Origin of the sequence: Castellaniella sp. FW104-7C03 (assembly GCF_040276085.1) — a bacterium.
Classification (GTDB): Bacteria; Pseudomonadota; Gammaproteobacteria; order Burkholderiales; family Burkholderiaceae_B; genus Castellaniella.
Genome location: NZ_JBELOK010000004.1, coordinates 190,575 through 204,853, shown reverse-complemented (window position 1 = coordinate 204,853; position 14,279 = coordinate 190,575). Strand labels below are relative to the sequence as shown.

12 protein-coding genes are annotated in these 14,279 nt (G+C 61.3%); 11 read left to right on the top strand and 1 reads right to left on the bottom strand.

Annotated features, from left to right (window positions below):
* The first annotated feature begins 90 nt into the window (after positions 1 to 90).
* The 4 genes from ABS758_RS06490 to ABS758_RS06475 all read left to right on the top strand — a co-directional run bounded on the left by ABS758_RS06490 (position 91) and on the right by ABS758_RS06475 (position 2,638).
* Positions 91 to 282, top strand: coding sequence for a DUF3460 family protein (locus tag ABS758_RS06490; RefSeq protein WP_350381859.1), 192 nt, complete (start codon positions 91 to 93; stop codon positions 280 to 282).
* Positions 283 to 291: 9 nt separating this feature from the next.
* Entirely contained in the window at positions 292 to 1,164 is an 873-nt protein-coding gene (locus tag ABS758_RS06485) for a segregation and condensation protein A (protein WP_350381860.1), read from the top strand.
* A gap of 21 nt (positions 1,165 to 1,185) precedes the next feature.
* Positions 1,186 to 2,037: a pantoate--beta-alanine ligase gene (panC, locus tag ABS758_RS06480; RefSeq protein WP_350381861.1), complete on the top strand. Its 852-nt coding sequence runs from the start codon at positions 1,186 to 1,188 to the stop codon at positions 2,035 to 2,037.
* A gap of 220 nt (positions 2,038 to 2,257) precedes the next feature.
* Positions 2,258 to 2,638 (top strand): response regulator transcription factor, encoded by a 381-nt coding sequence (locus tag ABS758_RS06475; protein ID WP_350381862.1) that lies wholly within the window; start codon positions 2,258 to 2,260, stop codon positions 2,636 to 2,638.
* On the opposite strand, the gene ABS758_RS06470 is transcribed toward ABS758_RS06475, so the two are convergent.
* Entirely contained in the window at positions 2,565 to 3,263 is a 699-nt protein-coding gene (locus tag ABS758_RS06470; RefSeq protein ID WP_350381863.1) for a hypothetical protein, read from the bottom strand. The two genes, ABS758_RS06475 and ABS758_RS06470, sit on opposite strands and share 74 nt — an antisense overlap.
* Between ABS758_RS06470 and ABS758_RS06465 the strand changes: the two genes are divergently transcribed.
* From ABS758_RS06465 to ABS758_RS06435, 7 genes are read left to right on the top strand one after another with little or no spacing between them, the layout of a single operon-like run.
* Positions 3,262 to 4,008, top strand: a complete 747-nt coding sequence (locus ABS758_RS06465) for a prepilin peptidase (RefSeq protein ID WP_350381864.1) — start codon at positions 3,262 to 3,264, stop codon at positions 4,006 to 4,008. The genes ABS758_RS06470 and ABS758_RS06465 overlap by 2 nt on opposite strands.
* Before the next feature lie 20 nt (positions 4,009 to 4,028).
* Entirely contained in the window at positions 4,029 to 4,661 is a 633-nt protein-coding gene (gene coaE, locus ABS758_RS06460; RefSeq protein ID WP_350381865.1) for a dephospho-CoA kinase, read from the top strand.
* Positions 4,662 to 4,673: 12 nt separating this feature from the next.
* Positions 4,674 to 5,426, top strand: a complete 753-nt coding sequence (zapD, locus tag ABS758_RS06455) for a cell division protein ZapD (protein WP_350381866.1) — start codon at positions 4,674 to 4,676, stop codon at positions 5,424 to 5,426.
* 11 nt (positions 5,427 to 5,437) lie between these two features.
* A complete protein-coding gene (locus tag ABS758_RS06450; RefSeq protein WP_350381867.1) occupies positions 5,438 to 6,622 on the top strand; it encodes an efflux RND transporter periplasmic adaptor subunit in 1,185 nt (394 codons plus the stop codon).
* Positions 6,619 to 9,705, top strand: a complete 3,087-nt coding sequence (locus ABS758_RS06445; protein WP_350381868.1) for a multidrug efflux RND transporter permease subunit — start codon at positions 6,619 to 6,621, stop codon at positions 9,703 to 9,705. The genes ABS758_RS06450 and ABS758_RS06445 overlap by 4 nt, the downstream gene beginning before the upstream one ends.
* Positions 9,702 to 12,812: an efflux RND transporter permease subunit gene (locus tag ABS758_RS06440; protein ID WP_350381869.1), complete on the top strand. Its 3,111-nt coding sequence runs from the start codon at positions 9,702 to 9,704 to the stop codon at positions 12,810 to 12,812. Before ABS758_RS06445 ends, ABS758_RS06440 begins: the two co-directional genes overlap by 4 nt.
* The gene (locus ABS758_RS06435; protein WP_350381870.1) at positions 12,805 to 14,256 is read left to right on the top strand and encodes an efflux transporter outer membrane subunit; all 1,452 of its coding nucleotides are present in this window, start codon (positions 12,805 to 12,807) and stop codon (positions 14,254 to 14,256) included. Before ABS758_RS06440 ends, ABS758_RS06435 begins: the two co-directional genes overlap by 8 nt.
* The last annotated feature ends 23 nt before the right edge of the window (positions 14,257 to 14,279 follow it).

Here is a 14,279-nt window from a genome sequence, read left to right as displayed (position 1 = left end):
CTGGCTGGGCTGGGGCTTGGCATGGGCACGCAAATGCGCCGGGTGCAGTACACTTGGCGCATGGGTCACAGAGATCACTAAGACACTATTATGGCAAACAACTTCACATCCGAACTCACACAGTTCATCACGCAGTACAAAACCGAGAATGCCGACACCGAGGCGCGTCAACGCGCGGGTCGGTTTCGTCTCTGGGACAAAGAGCTCGATGCCGAGCAACAAGACGGGTTTCGTGCCGCCCAGGTGGCGCAAGATCCTTACGTGTATTACCAAAACGCCTGATTCATCCACATGCAGCCAGATCCCTCGACTGGCCTGGATGCCTTGATGACGCCGACCGTCGACAGTACGCCGGATGTCATTGATCACATTGCCCTGGCTCGTCTTTATGGCGAGCCTCTGTTTGCGATCCCCCAGGATCTTTACATCCCGCCGGATGCGCTCGAAGTATTTCTCGAGGCCTTCGAGGGCCCGCTGGATCTGCTGCTCTACCTGATACGCAAGCAGCATTTCAATGTGCTGGATATCCCGATGGCGGAAGTGACCGCGCAATACCTGGGCTATGTCGAGCAGGTTCGCGGCAGCAACCTGGAGCTTGCCGGCGAGTACCTGCTGATGGCGGCACTGCTGATCGAGATCAAGTCGCGCATGTTGTTGCCGGTTCGGCAGTCGGATACCGGCGAAGAAGTTGAAGACCCGCGTGCCGAGCTGGTGCGCCGCCTGCTTGAATACGAGCGGATGAAACTGGCTGCCCAGCGTCTGGATGCCTTGCCCCGTCAGGGCCGGGATTTCCTGCTCAGCCATGCACTGGTGGCCCAGCACCAGACAGAAACCTTGCTGCCGCAGGTAAGTCCTGATGATTTGCGTGACGCCTGGAACGCCATCCTGCAGCGGGCGCGTCTTAACGCCAATCACCGCATCACACGCGAGCAGCTGTCTGTGCGCGATCACATGAGCCACATTTTGCGTCGCTTGTCGGATGTGCGCTTTATCGAATTTACCGAGCTTTTTCTCGAACGCGTAGGCATGGGCGAGCCCGCTGCCGTCATTGTTGTGCATTTTCTGGCTTTGCTGGAACTTGCCCGCGAGTCTTTGCTGGAAATTACCCAGGCAGCGCCCTATGCGCCGCTCTATGTCAGATTGTCCTATACGCGTTCGGCCTGAGTGCCCGCGCCGGAGCCCGCTTTGAAAGTCGTCCACACCATCGAAGATCTGCGTGACCAGCTGCGAGGCCAGTTGCGCGTTGCCTTTGTGCCCACCATGGGTAACCTCCATGCGGCCCATTTGTCATTGATGCGTTTGGCCCGCCAGCATGGTGATCCGGTGGTTGCCAGTATTTTCGTCAATCGGCTGCAGTTTGGCCCCAACGAAGACTTTGATCGTTATCCCCGCACATTGGCAGAAGATATCGAGAAGATGGAGCGTGAGCGCGACGTCTACGTCTTGTTTGCGCCAGACGAGCGCGAGCTTTATCCCGAGCCGCAAAATTTTCGAATCCAGCCGGGTGACAACCTGGGCAAGATCCTCGAAGGTGAGTTCCGTCCCGGGTTTTTCATGGGCGTCAGCACCGTGGTGATGAAGCTGTTTTCTTGCGTGCAGCCGCGTGTGGCCGTGTTTGGCAAAAAAGACTATCAGCAATTGATGGTGGTACGCGCCATGTGCCGGCAGTTTCAGCTGCCTGTCGAGATCCTTGCCCACGAAACAGTGCGCGACCCGGACGGCTTGGCCATGTCCTCGCGCAACCGGTTTTTGTCGGCCACCGAGCGCGCCGAGGCCCCTCAGCTGTATGGCCTGCTGCAAGGCGTGCGCGACCAGCTTCTCCAGGGCGACGGAGTGCGTGAAACCGCTGAAGCTCGGGCAATGCAGGTATTGCATGATCGTGGCTGGAATCCCGATTACGTGGCGGTTCGCCGACAGCGCGACCTCCTGCCGCCCACCACTGACGAAATTCGTAATGGTGAGCCCTTGGTGGTGCTGACAGCTGCGCGCTTGGGCACCACACGGCTCATCGACAACCTTGAATTCCAGGTGTCCTGAGGCTGCGGGCAGTCGCCTCTGCTGGCAGCCCTGGGCTGCAGCCACTGTTTTTCAGGCGTTCTCCAGGATGACAAACGCGTAGTTGTCTTGATGATTTGCCACCTGTAAATACCTGTTATTTCAGGCAGCCTGGTGCAAATGACAGCCTGTCAAAGCTGGCAGATGGCAACCTGCAATCACCATGGCACAATCTCCCCACATCAAAAAGAGGGGGATGCCCATGTCTTGTTTTGATTCAAAAAAGCGGGGTGCACTATCGGCCTGTACCGGCCCGGCAGGCCTTACTTTGCGCGAACGTCAGGTTGCGCAGTACATCACACAAGGCCGCTCCAACAAATATATTGCGCTCGAGCTCGGGGTGTCGCAACGCACCATCGAGGCTCATCGGGCCCGTGTGTTTGCCAAGATGGGTGTACGCAATGCGGTAGAACTGACCAGCCGCTGGATCAGCCAGGGGCAGCGGCTACTGGCCGCTGATCACTTTGGCCAGGCGCCGTATTTTCAGGCGCCGGCGTGTATCGCCCGGTTTAACTTGCCGGGCACGGCTGTGCCGGCTTGTCAGCTAACTCGGCAATGGGGTCAAGATCTGCCTGGCGGGTAAGGCGCGATGTCAGCAGGGGTACCTGGCCGTTCAGGCGGTCGATCTGCAGCACATTGGATGAAGCAAAGCTTAGGCTGGCATAGGTTTGTTGCCCGGCTTGCAGCACAATGCGCACCGGTGCGGTACCCGTCAGAAACCAGCACCCCATGGCTGTGGTGGCCGCTTGCTGATCAACCGGAGCCATGCGTGCGCGCCACTGGCCGTCGGGTGCCAGGGTAAGCGTCAGGCGATTAGGCGCGCAGCCAGCGCCTGCGGTGCAGGCCACGGTGCCCAGATAGGTTCGGGTATCAGCCAGCATATCGGGGGTTTGGCGGCCGGCTGTACGGGTGCTGCTGGCCTGTGCCGGCGTGGTTTCTGTTGCTGCCGGTGTGTCGCCGATGTTTGTATCGGTCTGTGCCTGGGCAGCTTGCGTATCTGTGGCCTGGTTTTGGCCAAAGCCCAGTTGCAGTTGGGCGGGTGCCTGGCCTCCGGTGCCGCCTTGCGCGCGCTGCATGGCATCCGAGGCCGTGCTTTCGCGGGGTGAATCATAGTAGCCGGGCTCGCGTTGCTGGGCACAGGCCCCCAGCAGTACTACCAGGCCAAGGCCCAGCAGGCGGGTTGATAAGCGGTTTACAGGGCGCAGCATGACAATATCCGTCAAATGGGCGAAAACGCCATTCTACGCATTTGTACTGGTCTTGGGCATCTTCTGGGGCTTTGGCGGGCTGGCATTGGCCGTGTTGGCCAGTGTGCTGCTGGGCAGCCGCCTGCGTGTGTGGGGTCAGCATTATCAGGGTTGTTTACAGCAAGGCTCGGCTGCCAATGCCGCCACTTTGTGGCGTGCTGCCCGGGCTGCCTGTTGTTGCCATCCATGGCATTGGCTGGATGCGGCAGCAGCGGTGGGGCTTGGCGCCATGGCCCTGCTGCTGTGGCAGATGCATGGGTCTTTGTTCTGGCCTTGGCTGTTGTTGGGCGGGTGGCTGGCTGCGCTGGCCAGCCTGGATCACCACAGTGGCCTGTTGCCCGATGCGCTGACGGGGCCTGGATGGGCCTTGGGTTGTCTGCTGGGTGGCCAGCCGTTTGTCACTGCGTTGGTGTCTTCTGTCGCCGTCTGGGCCGGGCTGAGCCTTGCCGCGTGGGGATACCGCCAGGTTCGCCTGCGTGATGGCTTTGGCGGCGGAGACGTCAAGCTGCTGGCCATGTTGTCTGCCTGGCTGGGTGTGCTGCCCGCCTTGTCCATCTTGTGGCTGGCCTGCGTGTGTGCCTTGTTGGTCTGGATACTGGCAGGCGCCTGGCAGGGGCAGCGTGCGTACCGGATGGGGCCCTATCTGGCACTGGCCGCGGTACCCAGCCTGTTTTTCCCGCAGGCCTGGGGTACAGTCATGCTTTGATTTGATGCGGGGATGTTGACATGCTGTCCATCGGCCTGACAGGTGGAATCGGATCTGGCAAGACACAGGTGGCAGATCTGTTGGCCGGTTGGGGGGCTGCCCTGATCGACACCGACCAGATTGCCCACCAGCTGACGGCCCCCGGGGGGGTGGCTATCGCCCCATTGGCCGCTGCATTTGGCGCTGCCGCCATCCGCTCCGATGGCGGCATGGATCGCGCCTGGATGCGCGAGCACGCGTTTGCCGATCCCGCTGCCCGCCAACAACTCGAGGCTATCTTGCACCCCTTGATTCGTCAGGAGGTGCAACATCAGGCCGAGCAGGCCCGTGGGCCTTATCGGGTGTTCGTGGTGCCTTTGCTGGTCGAGTCAGGTCGCTGGCGCGATCAGGTCGATCGCATCTGCGTGGTGGATTGCGATCCCGAGACCCAGGTCCGCCGTGTGCGCGAGCGCAGCGGGCTGACGCCGGAGACCATTGGGCGTATCATGTCCGCTCAAGCTTCTCGGGCCGATCGGTTGGCTGTGGCCGACGATGTCATCCTCAATGATGGCGCCACCGATCTGCAGGTTCTGCGACAGCGATCCTGGCACTGCCATCAGTTGTGGTGTGGTCTGGCTTCCCGGTCGTCCGATGGGCCGGCCATTCATGATTAGGGTCTGTTGCGTGTGATTCTCTACGAATACCCCTGTAATGAACGTGTGCGCACTCTCCTGCGGGTAGAGTACCTTTTCGATCGCCTGTTTTTCTTTGCCCAAGGCGAAGACCCCCATTTCCATCAGGTGGCCCTCACCACCTTGTTTGATCTTCTCGATATCTGCGAGCGTGCCGATGTGCGCACGGCCGCCCTCCAGGATCTTGATCGTCATCGCACGGCCTTGGCAGCTCTGCGCGAGCACCCGGGTGTCGATCGCCAAACCCTTGATGCGCTTCTTGAAGAGATCCAGACAGTATCGGCTGCATTGGCAGGCCAGGGCCGCATTGGCCAGTGCCTGCGCGACAACGAATGGCTGGCCAGCCTGCGAGGGCGCATCTCGATGCCGGGCGGCTCCTCGCCCATCGATCTGCCTTCGTATTACGCCTGGCAAGTCAAACCAGCCGATGTCCGCATCCAGGATCTCCGGCACTGGATCGAACCCATGCTGCCCCTGTATCGCACCATGGCGCTGATTCTTCAGTTGCTGCGCGACGCAGGCGACGCCCGCGAGCACACGGCCAGTCAGGGTGCCTACCAAGAGATGCTGGGTGGCAAGACGTTTCAGTTGCTGCGTGTCTGGGTGGATTCCCAGCATGGGGTGTTTCCCGAAATCAGTGCCAACAAGTACGTCATCTGGGTACGGTTCTCCACCCAGGATAACGAGGTCAAGCCGCAACCCGTCGGTGCTGATGTCACCTTTCGGCTGGCGCGCTGCAATCTTTAGGGTTGTTCTCCATGGATAACATCACGACGTCGCCTGAAGGCGGGCGCCGCCGGGTCTGGATGTGGATCCTGGTGTGTGCGTTGCTGGCGTTTGCCGGCTGGTGGCTGTGGCCCGCCAGTGAACCGGGGCCTGGTGGAGGGTTTCGCGGCATGGCGGGGATGGGGGGCAGTACACCCGTCTCGGTTGTGACGGTTCAATCCGGGCAGATCGATCGCACCGTACGTGCTCTGGGCACCGTCACAGCACCCGCTACCGTCACCATTCGTGCCCGGGTCGATGGCCCCCTGCAGTCGCTTGATTTTGAGGATGGCCAGTTGGTAAAGGCGGGGGACGTCCTCGCCGTGATCGACCCCAAACCCTATCAAATCCAGTTGCAGCAGGCCAAGGGTCAGCAGCAGCAACATGCTGCACAACTCGAAAACGCACGCCGTGATCTTGCCCGCTACGAGAAACTCTTCAAACAGGATTCGGTCGCCCGCCAGCAGCTCGATACCGCGCGTTCAGAGGTTAACCAGCTGCAGGGCCAGGCAATGATCGACAAGGCAGCGGTGGCTGACGCCGAGCTGCAGCTTGGTTACACAGAGATCAAGGCGCCCGTATCGGGCCGGCTGGGCTTGCGTCGCGTGGATATCGGCAATATGGTGCATGCGTCCGATACCGATGGCATCGTGGTGCTGACGCAAAACCAGCCTATCGATGTGCTGTTTGCCGTCCCGCAAACCTGGCTGCCCGCGGTACTGGCAGCACGTGGAGCAGGACAGGCGCTGCAAACCCAGCTGCTGGGGCGGATGGGAAGCACCGTGGTGGCTACCGGCACGCTGGTGGCAGTGGATAACCAGATCGATGTTGCGACGGGCACTGTACAACTGAAGGCCCGTTTTGATAACGCGGATGAATCCCTGTTTCCCAATCAGTTTGTGCAGGTGCGGCTGCGGCTGGGCATAGAAACCGGCTTGCTGGTGCCCTTGCGGGCAGTGCAAAGGGGCTCGGCGGGTGAGTACGTCTATCGGCTGGATGCTGAGAAAAAAGCGCATGTGGTGCCCGTTACCTCGGGCGTGGATGATGGCAACCAGGTTTTACTGACATCCGGTGTGCAGGCGGGCGACACCATTGTCCTCGAAGGCACTGATCGTCTGCGTGAGGGCAGCACAGTAGAAATCGTCACGCCCGCAGCCGGGACGGAACCGGTGTCGTGAACCTCTCGCGTCCGTTCATCCTGAGGCCGATTGCCACGTTTCTGGCCATGGTGGCCCTGGCACTGGCGGGCTTGCTGGCTTATCGCGAGTTGCCCGTATCAGCCTTGCCACAGGTCGATTTCCCCACCATTCAGGTTACTACCCTGTATCCGGGGGCGGGGCCGGATGTCATGACGGCGCTGGTGACTTCGCCACTGGAGCGCCAGTTGGGGCAGATGCCCGGCCTGTCGCAGATGCTGTCCACCAGTTCCGGGGGCTCGTCGCGCATCACCTTGCGCTTTGATCTGGGCTTGCCGCTGGATGTGGCCGAGCAGGAGGTGCAGGCCGCCATTAATGCAGCCTCCAACCTGTTGCCTGGTGATATGCCGGCACCGCCTATTTACCGGAAGGTAAACCCGGCCGATGCGCCTGTGATGACGCTGGCTGTCACCTCGCCCTCTTTGCCGCTGGATCAAGTGCGTGACCTCATCGAAGTGAGGGTAGTGCAAAAGCTTGCCCAGATATCCGGGGTGGGCCTGGTGAGCGTCACTGGCGGTCAGCGGCCTGCAGTGCGGGTGCAGGTAAATGCTCAGGCACTGGCGGCGCATAAGCTCAGCCTGGCGGATGTCCGCAAGGCCATCACGCAGGCCAATGTCAATCAACCCAAGGGCAATCTCGACGGGCCGCAGCGCTCGCTCACAATCAGTGTCAACGATCAACTGAAAGACCCGGCCGAGTACCGGCAGCTGATTCTTGCCTACGAAAACGGTGCACCCTTGCGCCTGGGTGATGTGGCGCAAGTTACCCGTGGGCCCGAAGACCTCTACCAGGCGGCGTGGTTTAACCAGACACCAGCGGTGTTGCTCAACGTCCAGCGCCAGCCCGGGGCCAATGTCATCGGCGTGGTGGATCAGATCCAGGCCCTGTTGCCGGGGTTGCGCGAAACCCTGCCCACTGGCGTGGATGTGCAGATTGCCTCTGATCGCACACAAACCATCCGCGATTCTGTGGATCATGTGCAAATTGAAATGCTGCTGGCTATCGCCCTGGTGGTGGCCGTCACCTTTGTGTTTCTGCGTACCTGGCGTGCCACGCTGATCCCCGGGGTGGTGGTGCCATTGTCTTTGGTGGGCACCTTTGGCCTGATGTTTTTGCTTGGGTTCAGCATCAATAACCTGACCCTGATGGCACTGACGATTGCCACCGGTTTTGTGGTGGATGACGCGATTGTGATGATTGAAAACATCGCCCGCCACATTGAAGAAGGCGAAGACCCCCTCACTGCAGCCTTGCGCGGTGCCAAACAGATTGGTTTTACCCTGGTATCCCTGACGGTATCGCTGGTGGCGGTTCTGATCCCGCTGCTGTTTATGGCGGATGTGGTGGGGCGCTTGTTTCGCGAGTTTGCCATCACGCTGGCCGTAGCTATCCTGCTGTCGTTGCTGATCTCCCTCACGCTCACGCCCATGATGTGCGCGCGCATGTTGAAATCACAATCCTCCCAAACGGGGGGCCGTTTTGTGCAGGCCTGCGGCCGGTGGATGGATCGGCTGGTGGCCGACTACGATCGGGGCTTGCAATGGGTGTTGCGTCACCAGACGGCCACCCTGTGGTTTGCAGCAGGCACGCTGGCGGCTACCGCCTTGCTGTATCTGGGCATTCCCAAGGGTTTTTTTCCGCAGCAGGATACCGGCGCCCTGCAGGCCATCACCCAGGGCCCTCAAACAGTGTCTTTCTCGCGGATGTCTCAGTTGCAGCAGGCTGCCGCCCAGCGGGTGCTGCAGGATCCTGCCGTCGCTTCGGTTGCCTCGTTTATCGGCATTGACGGTAACAACACCACGCTAAACACCGGCAGGCTGCAGATTACGCTCAAGCCGCTTTCCAGTCGTGATGCCCGAGCCACCGAGGTGATGGCGCGCCTGAGGGATTCTTTGCAAACTGTGGTGGGGCTGCAAGCCTGGTTGCAGCCGGTACAAGAACTTTCCGTCGAAGACCAAATCAGCCGGGCGCAGTTTCAGATGACGGTGGCCAGCCTGGATGAAGGTGCGCTGGACCAATGGGTGCCCCGTTTGGTGCAGGCCATGCAAGCCTTGCCGCAGTTGCGTGATGTAGCGGGCGACTTGCAAAACCGTGGCCTGGGCCTGCGGGTAGAGGTGGATCGCGACGCTGCGGCGCGCCTGGGGGTTACTCAGTCTGCCATCGATGACGCCCTTTACGATGCTTTTGGCCAGCGGTTGATTTCAACCATTTATACGCAGTCGGCACAATATCGCGTGGTCCTTGAGGCTGATGGCATGTTGACGGGCAGCGGCCCCGAGGCGCTGTCACATCTGTATGTGCCCACGGCCAGTGGCGCCGTCACTCCTTTATCGTCTGTGGCGCGGTTTGTGCCGGGTACCACTCATCTGGCCGTGCAGCGCCTGGGGCAGTTTCCCGCCGCAACCCTGTCCTTTAATCTGGCGCCAGACGTTGCGCTTTCCGATGCCGTCCAGGCGATTGAGTCGGCGCATCAACAATTGGGTATGCCCGATAGCCTGGAGATTCAGTTTCAGGGGGCGGCCAGGGCTTTTCAGGCGTCACTGTCCAGCACGCTGTGGTTGCTGCTGGCGGCGGTGGTCACCATGTACATCGTGCTGGGGGTGCTATACGAAAGCCTGATTCACCCCGTCACCATTCTCTCCACCTTGCCCTCGGCAGCCATTGGCGCCCTGGTGGCCTTATGGATTGGCGGCACCGAGCTCGACATGATCGGCATCATTGGCATCATTTTGTTGATCGGGATCGTCAAGAAAAATGCCATTTTGATGATTGATTTTGCGCTGGATGCACAGCGCGAACGCGGCCTGGGGCCACGGGCCGCCATCCACGAGGCCGCCTTGCTGCGTTTTCGGCCCATCCTGATGACCACGCTGGCGGCATTTTTCAGTGCGATCCCCCTGATGCTGGCAACCGGCTCTGGCGCTGAGCTGCGTCAGCCCCTGGGCCTGGCGATGGTGGGCGGCCTGCTGTGCAGCCAGTTGCTCACCTTGTTTACGACGCCTGTCATCTACCTGATGTTCGAGCGCCTGGGGCAGCGCTGGCGGCCCGGGCATAAAGCGCCATGAGGTTCTTTGCCCTGTTCCTGCGCCGGCCAGTGGGCACTGCCTTGTTGTGTCTGGCGATGGTGCTGACAGGGGCCTTGGCTTGGCGGTTTCTACCGGTGGCGCCGCTGCCGCAAGTGGATTTTCCGATGGTGTCGGTCTCGGCTTCGTTGTCGGGAGCCAGCCCTGAAACCATGGCGTCCAGCGTGGCCATGCCCCTGGAGCAATCGCTGGGCGCGATTGCCGGAGTCAGCAGCATGAGTTCGCGCAGCAGCGAGGGCCAGACCAATATCTCGCTGATGTTCGATCTGGATCGTGACATCAACAATGCTGCGCGGGATGTGCAGGCGGCCATCAATGCGGCCAGGCCGTCATTGCCTTCGGGCATGCGTGGCAATCCGGTGTATCGCAAGGTCAACTCGTCCTCGTCGCCTGTGATGACGCTGGCACTGACTTCAGACACCGCCACCCGGGGCGAGCTCTATGATCTGGCCTCCACGGTGCTTTCCCAGAAGCTCTCGCAAGTGAACGGGGTGGGGCAGGTTACCCTGGGGGGCAGCTCTTTGCCCGCCGTGCGGGTTCTGCTCAATCCCAGAGCCCTCGAATCCATGGGTGTATCGCTGGATCGCGTGCGTCAGGTGCTGCAGGATGTGAATTCGATGCGCCCTGGCGGACTGGTGCAGGTGGATGAGCGCCAGTTGCAGATTCTGGCCAACCCCCAGCTGCGCCGCGCGGCTGATTACGCGCCCCTGATCGTGGCCTGGAAAGACGGGCGCCCGGTGCGGCTCAGTGATGTGGCCCAGGTAGAGGATTCGGTTGAAGACACCAATCAGGTGGGGTATTTCAACGATAAGTCGGCTGTATTGCTGATCATTCGCCGCCAGACGGACGCCAACATCATCGAAACAGTCGATGCGGTGCGGGCCTTGTTGCCGACGTTTCAGGCGCTGCTGCCCGAGTCGGTGCGCCTGACGGTTGCCCAGGATCGCACGCCCAGTATCCGGGCGTCTCTGTACGAAGCCGAGCTTACCCTCGTGCTGTCGGTGGTGCTGGTGGTGGCCGTGGTGTTTGCGTTTCTGGGCAACTGGCGGGCCGCGCTGATTCCGGCCATCGCGGTGCCGGCATCGCTGATCAGCACCTTCAGCCTGATGTGGTGGTTTGGTTTCAGCCTTAACAGCATTTCCTTGATGGCCCTGATCGTTGCCACTGGTTTTGTGGTGGATGATGCCATCGTCGTGCTGGAAAACATCATGCGCTATGTCGAGCGGGGGATGAAGCCTGCGCGGGCGGCCTTGCGCGGTGTCACCGAAGTGGGTTTTACCGTGCTGGCCATGAGCATATCGCTGATTGCCGTGTTCATCCCCTTGTGGCTGGTGGGCGGGCTGGTGGGGAGGTTGTTCGAAGAATTTGCCGTCACGCTCTCGGCCACCATTGCGGTGTCCCTGCTGATTTCCGTTACCCTGACGCCGATGATGGCGGCACGCCTGCTGCGTATCAGCCCGCCCACGGCGCCTGTGCGGCGCAACCTGCTGGCACGCGGCCTGCAGGCGATGGGTCAGCGGGTGGCGGTGGGTTACCAGCATTCTTTGCGCTGGGCGCTGGATCACTCCCGTCTTGTGCTGCTGCTGCTTCTGGCCACCATCGGTTTGAATGTCTACCTGTATATCAGCGTGCCCAAAGGTTTTTTTCCGCAACAGGATACCGGGCAGCTGCTGGGTTTTTTTCGGGTGGATACCGGCACGTCCTTTGAAGAAACCCAGCAGCGGCTGGATGCGTTTCGCAAGGTGCTGCTGTCTGATCCGGCCGTGGACACCGTCACCGCCTATGCCGGCGGGCGTGGTGGCAGCAACTCCAGCTTCATCCAGATCCAGCTGAAACCGCTGGATCAGCGTGATGTCAGTGCCAACCAACTGGTCAACCGTCTGCGCCCAAAGTTTGAGCACACCCCGGGTGCGCGCATGTTTTTGGTACCACAGCAGGATATTTTTGTCGGTCACTCGTCGCGGGCGGGCTCGTATTCCTACCAGCTGATGGGTAGCGACCTTGCCCTGCTGACTCACTGGTTGCCCAAGGTTAGGACTGTGCTGGCGGGCTTGCCCGAGCTGGTGGATGTGGACGATAACGTGGATGACAAGGGCCGCCGCCTGGAGCTGGTAGTGGATCGTGATGCTGCGCGACGTGCCGGGGTGCAGATGGCGGATCTCGCGGGTGTGCTTAATAACGCCTTCAGTCAGCGTCAGGTGGCCGTGCTGTATGGCGATCTCAACCAATACCATGTGGTGATGGGGGTGCAGCCGCAATATGCCCGTGATCTCCATTCTTTGCAGGCCTTGCAGGTGGTCAATGATCAGGGGCTGTGTGTGCCCCTGATGGCCTTTACCCGGATAGAAGAGGGCACCGCGCCGCGGTCGGTCAATCATGAAGGTCTGTTGGCGGCTGATTCTGTGTCCTTCGGGCTGGCACCGGGCGTGTCATTGGCCCAGGCCCTGGCGGCTATTGATCGCGCTGTTGCCCGCATCAATCTACCCAGTCAGGCACTGCAGGCGGGTCTGGATGATAGCTCCAGTCTGATGCGTGATGCAGTGGCGCAGCAGCCCTGGATGTTGCTGGCAGCGTTGGTAGCCATGTATCTGGTGCTGGGGATGCTTTACGAGAGCCTGGTGCATCCCATCACGATCCTGTCTACGCTGCCGTCCGCAGGGATCGGTGCCTTGCTGGCCCTGCGGCTGGTTAATATGGAGTTCACGTTAATTGCGCTGATCGGGGTGTTTTTGCTGATTGGCATTGTCAAGAAAAATGCCATCATGATGGTGGATTTTGCCTTGCAGGTGCAGCGCCGCGAGGGGCTGGATCCGCGCGAGGCGATCTACCGTGCTTGCCTGGCACGTTTTCGTCCGATTCTGATGACCACCGTATCGGCGATGCTGGGGGCTTTGCCCCTGATTCTGGCGACGGGGGCAGGTGTCGAGATGCGCCAGCCGCTGGGGCTTACCATTCTGGGGGGATTGCTGGTAAGCCAGATACTGACGCTGTATACCACCCCAGTGGTGTATCTGAGCCTTGATCGCCTGCACCGGCGCTGGCGCCCACATACGCCCCGTTCTTATCACCCTGTGGTGCCTCATGCCTGATGTCCGTCTGTCCTGTCGTCTGTTGTCATTGCTGGCCAGTGTGTTGCTGGCGGGGTGTGCCGTGGGGCCGGATTATCAGCGGCCCGCCCAGGATGTCGGGGTAGCCTACGCCCACGCCCCCGCGGGACAATGGCGCCCGGCAGAGCCAGGGATAGTGCGGCTCAAGTCTGCCTGGTGGCAGGGCTTCAATGATCCGCAGCTGGATGAGCTGATGACGCGGTTGTCGGCACAAAACCTGGATCTCGTCCAGGCGGAGGCGCAGTATCGCCAGGCGCAGGCTGCGCTGGCAAGCTCACGGGCGGGGCTTTTCCCCACGCTGGATGCCTCGGCCTCCAGATCCCGGGCGGGCCAGGGAATCTCCAGTGCCAATAATCCCGCCACCAATTACTCTTTGTCGGCCACGGCCAGCTGGGAGCTTGATCTCTGGGGGCGGGTGCGCCGTGGTATCGAGGCCTCACGGGCCGGCGCACAGGCCAGCCAGGCAGATCTCGCAGCCATGCGCCTGAGCCTGCAATCAACGCTGGCACAAACCTATTTTTCCGTGCGTACCAGTCAGCAGCAGGATGCCTTGCTGGGCCAAACCTACGACGAATACCAGCGTGCCCTGGAGATGACCCGTAACCGCTATGCAGCCGGCGTGGCATCCTCGGCCGATGTGGCGGCAGCGCAAGCCCAGCTCGAGCAGGTGCGGGTCCAACGGATCCGGCTGAGCTGGCAGCGTGAACAAAGCATCCACGCACTGGCCGTGCTGGTGGGCCAGGTGCCGGCGCACTTCAATCTGCCGGCGGGCACCATGCCGGCGCAAGCCCCCGAGGTGCCGGTGGGCGTCCCATCGGTATTGCTGCAGCATCGGCCCGATATTGCAGCGGCAGAGCGCCGTGTGCGTGAGGCCAATGCACGGATCGGCGTGGCGCAAGCTGCGTGGTTTCCGGATATCACGCTCAGCGCACAGGGGGGCTATCGTGCAGGTGAGTTTGCTTCGTGGTTGCTGGCACCCGCACGGTTCTGGACCATCGGGCCGGCCCTGGCCTTGTCTTTGTTTGACGGGGGGGCCCGCAGTGCGGCTGTGGATTCGGCGCAGGCGGGCTACGATGCCCAGGCCGCGGCCTACCGCAAAACCGTGCTGGATGCGATGCGTGAGGTAGAAGACGCCCTGGTGCAATCGGCTTCGCTAGTGCGCGAACAAGCCGCCCAAAACCGTGCCCTGGCTGCCTCGCGCGAGACCTTGCGACAGGTGACCAATCAGTACAAGGCTGGCTTGGTGGATTATCTGAGTGTGGTGCAGGCCCAGGCCAGTGCTTTGTCGGCCGAGCAAAACACCCTGGATCTTCAGGCGCAGCGCCTCACGGCAGCCGTGCTGCTGATGGCGGCACTGGGCGGTGGCTATACACAACCCAGTCAGGATGCCGCCAAGGCCGGGCAAACGCCCGCCAGCGCGGAGTAATCAAGCGCAGGGGGTCTGGGCAG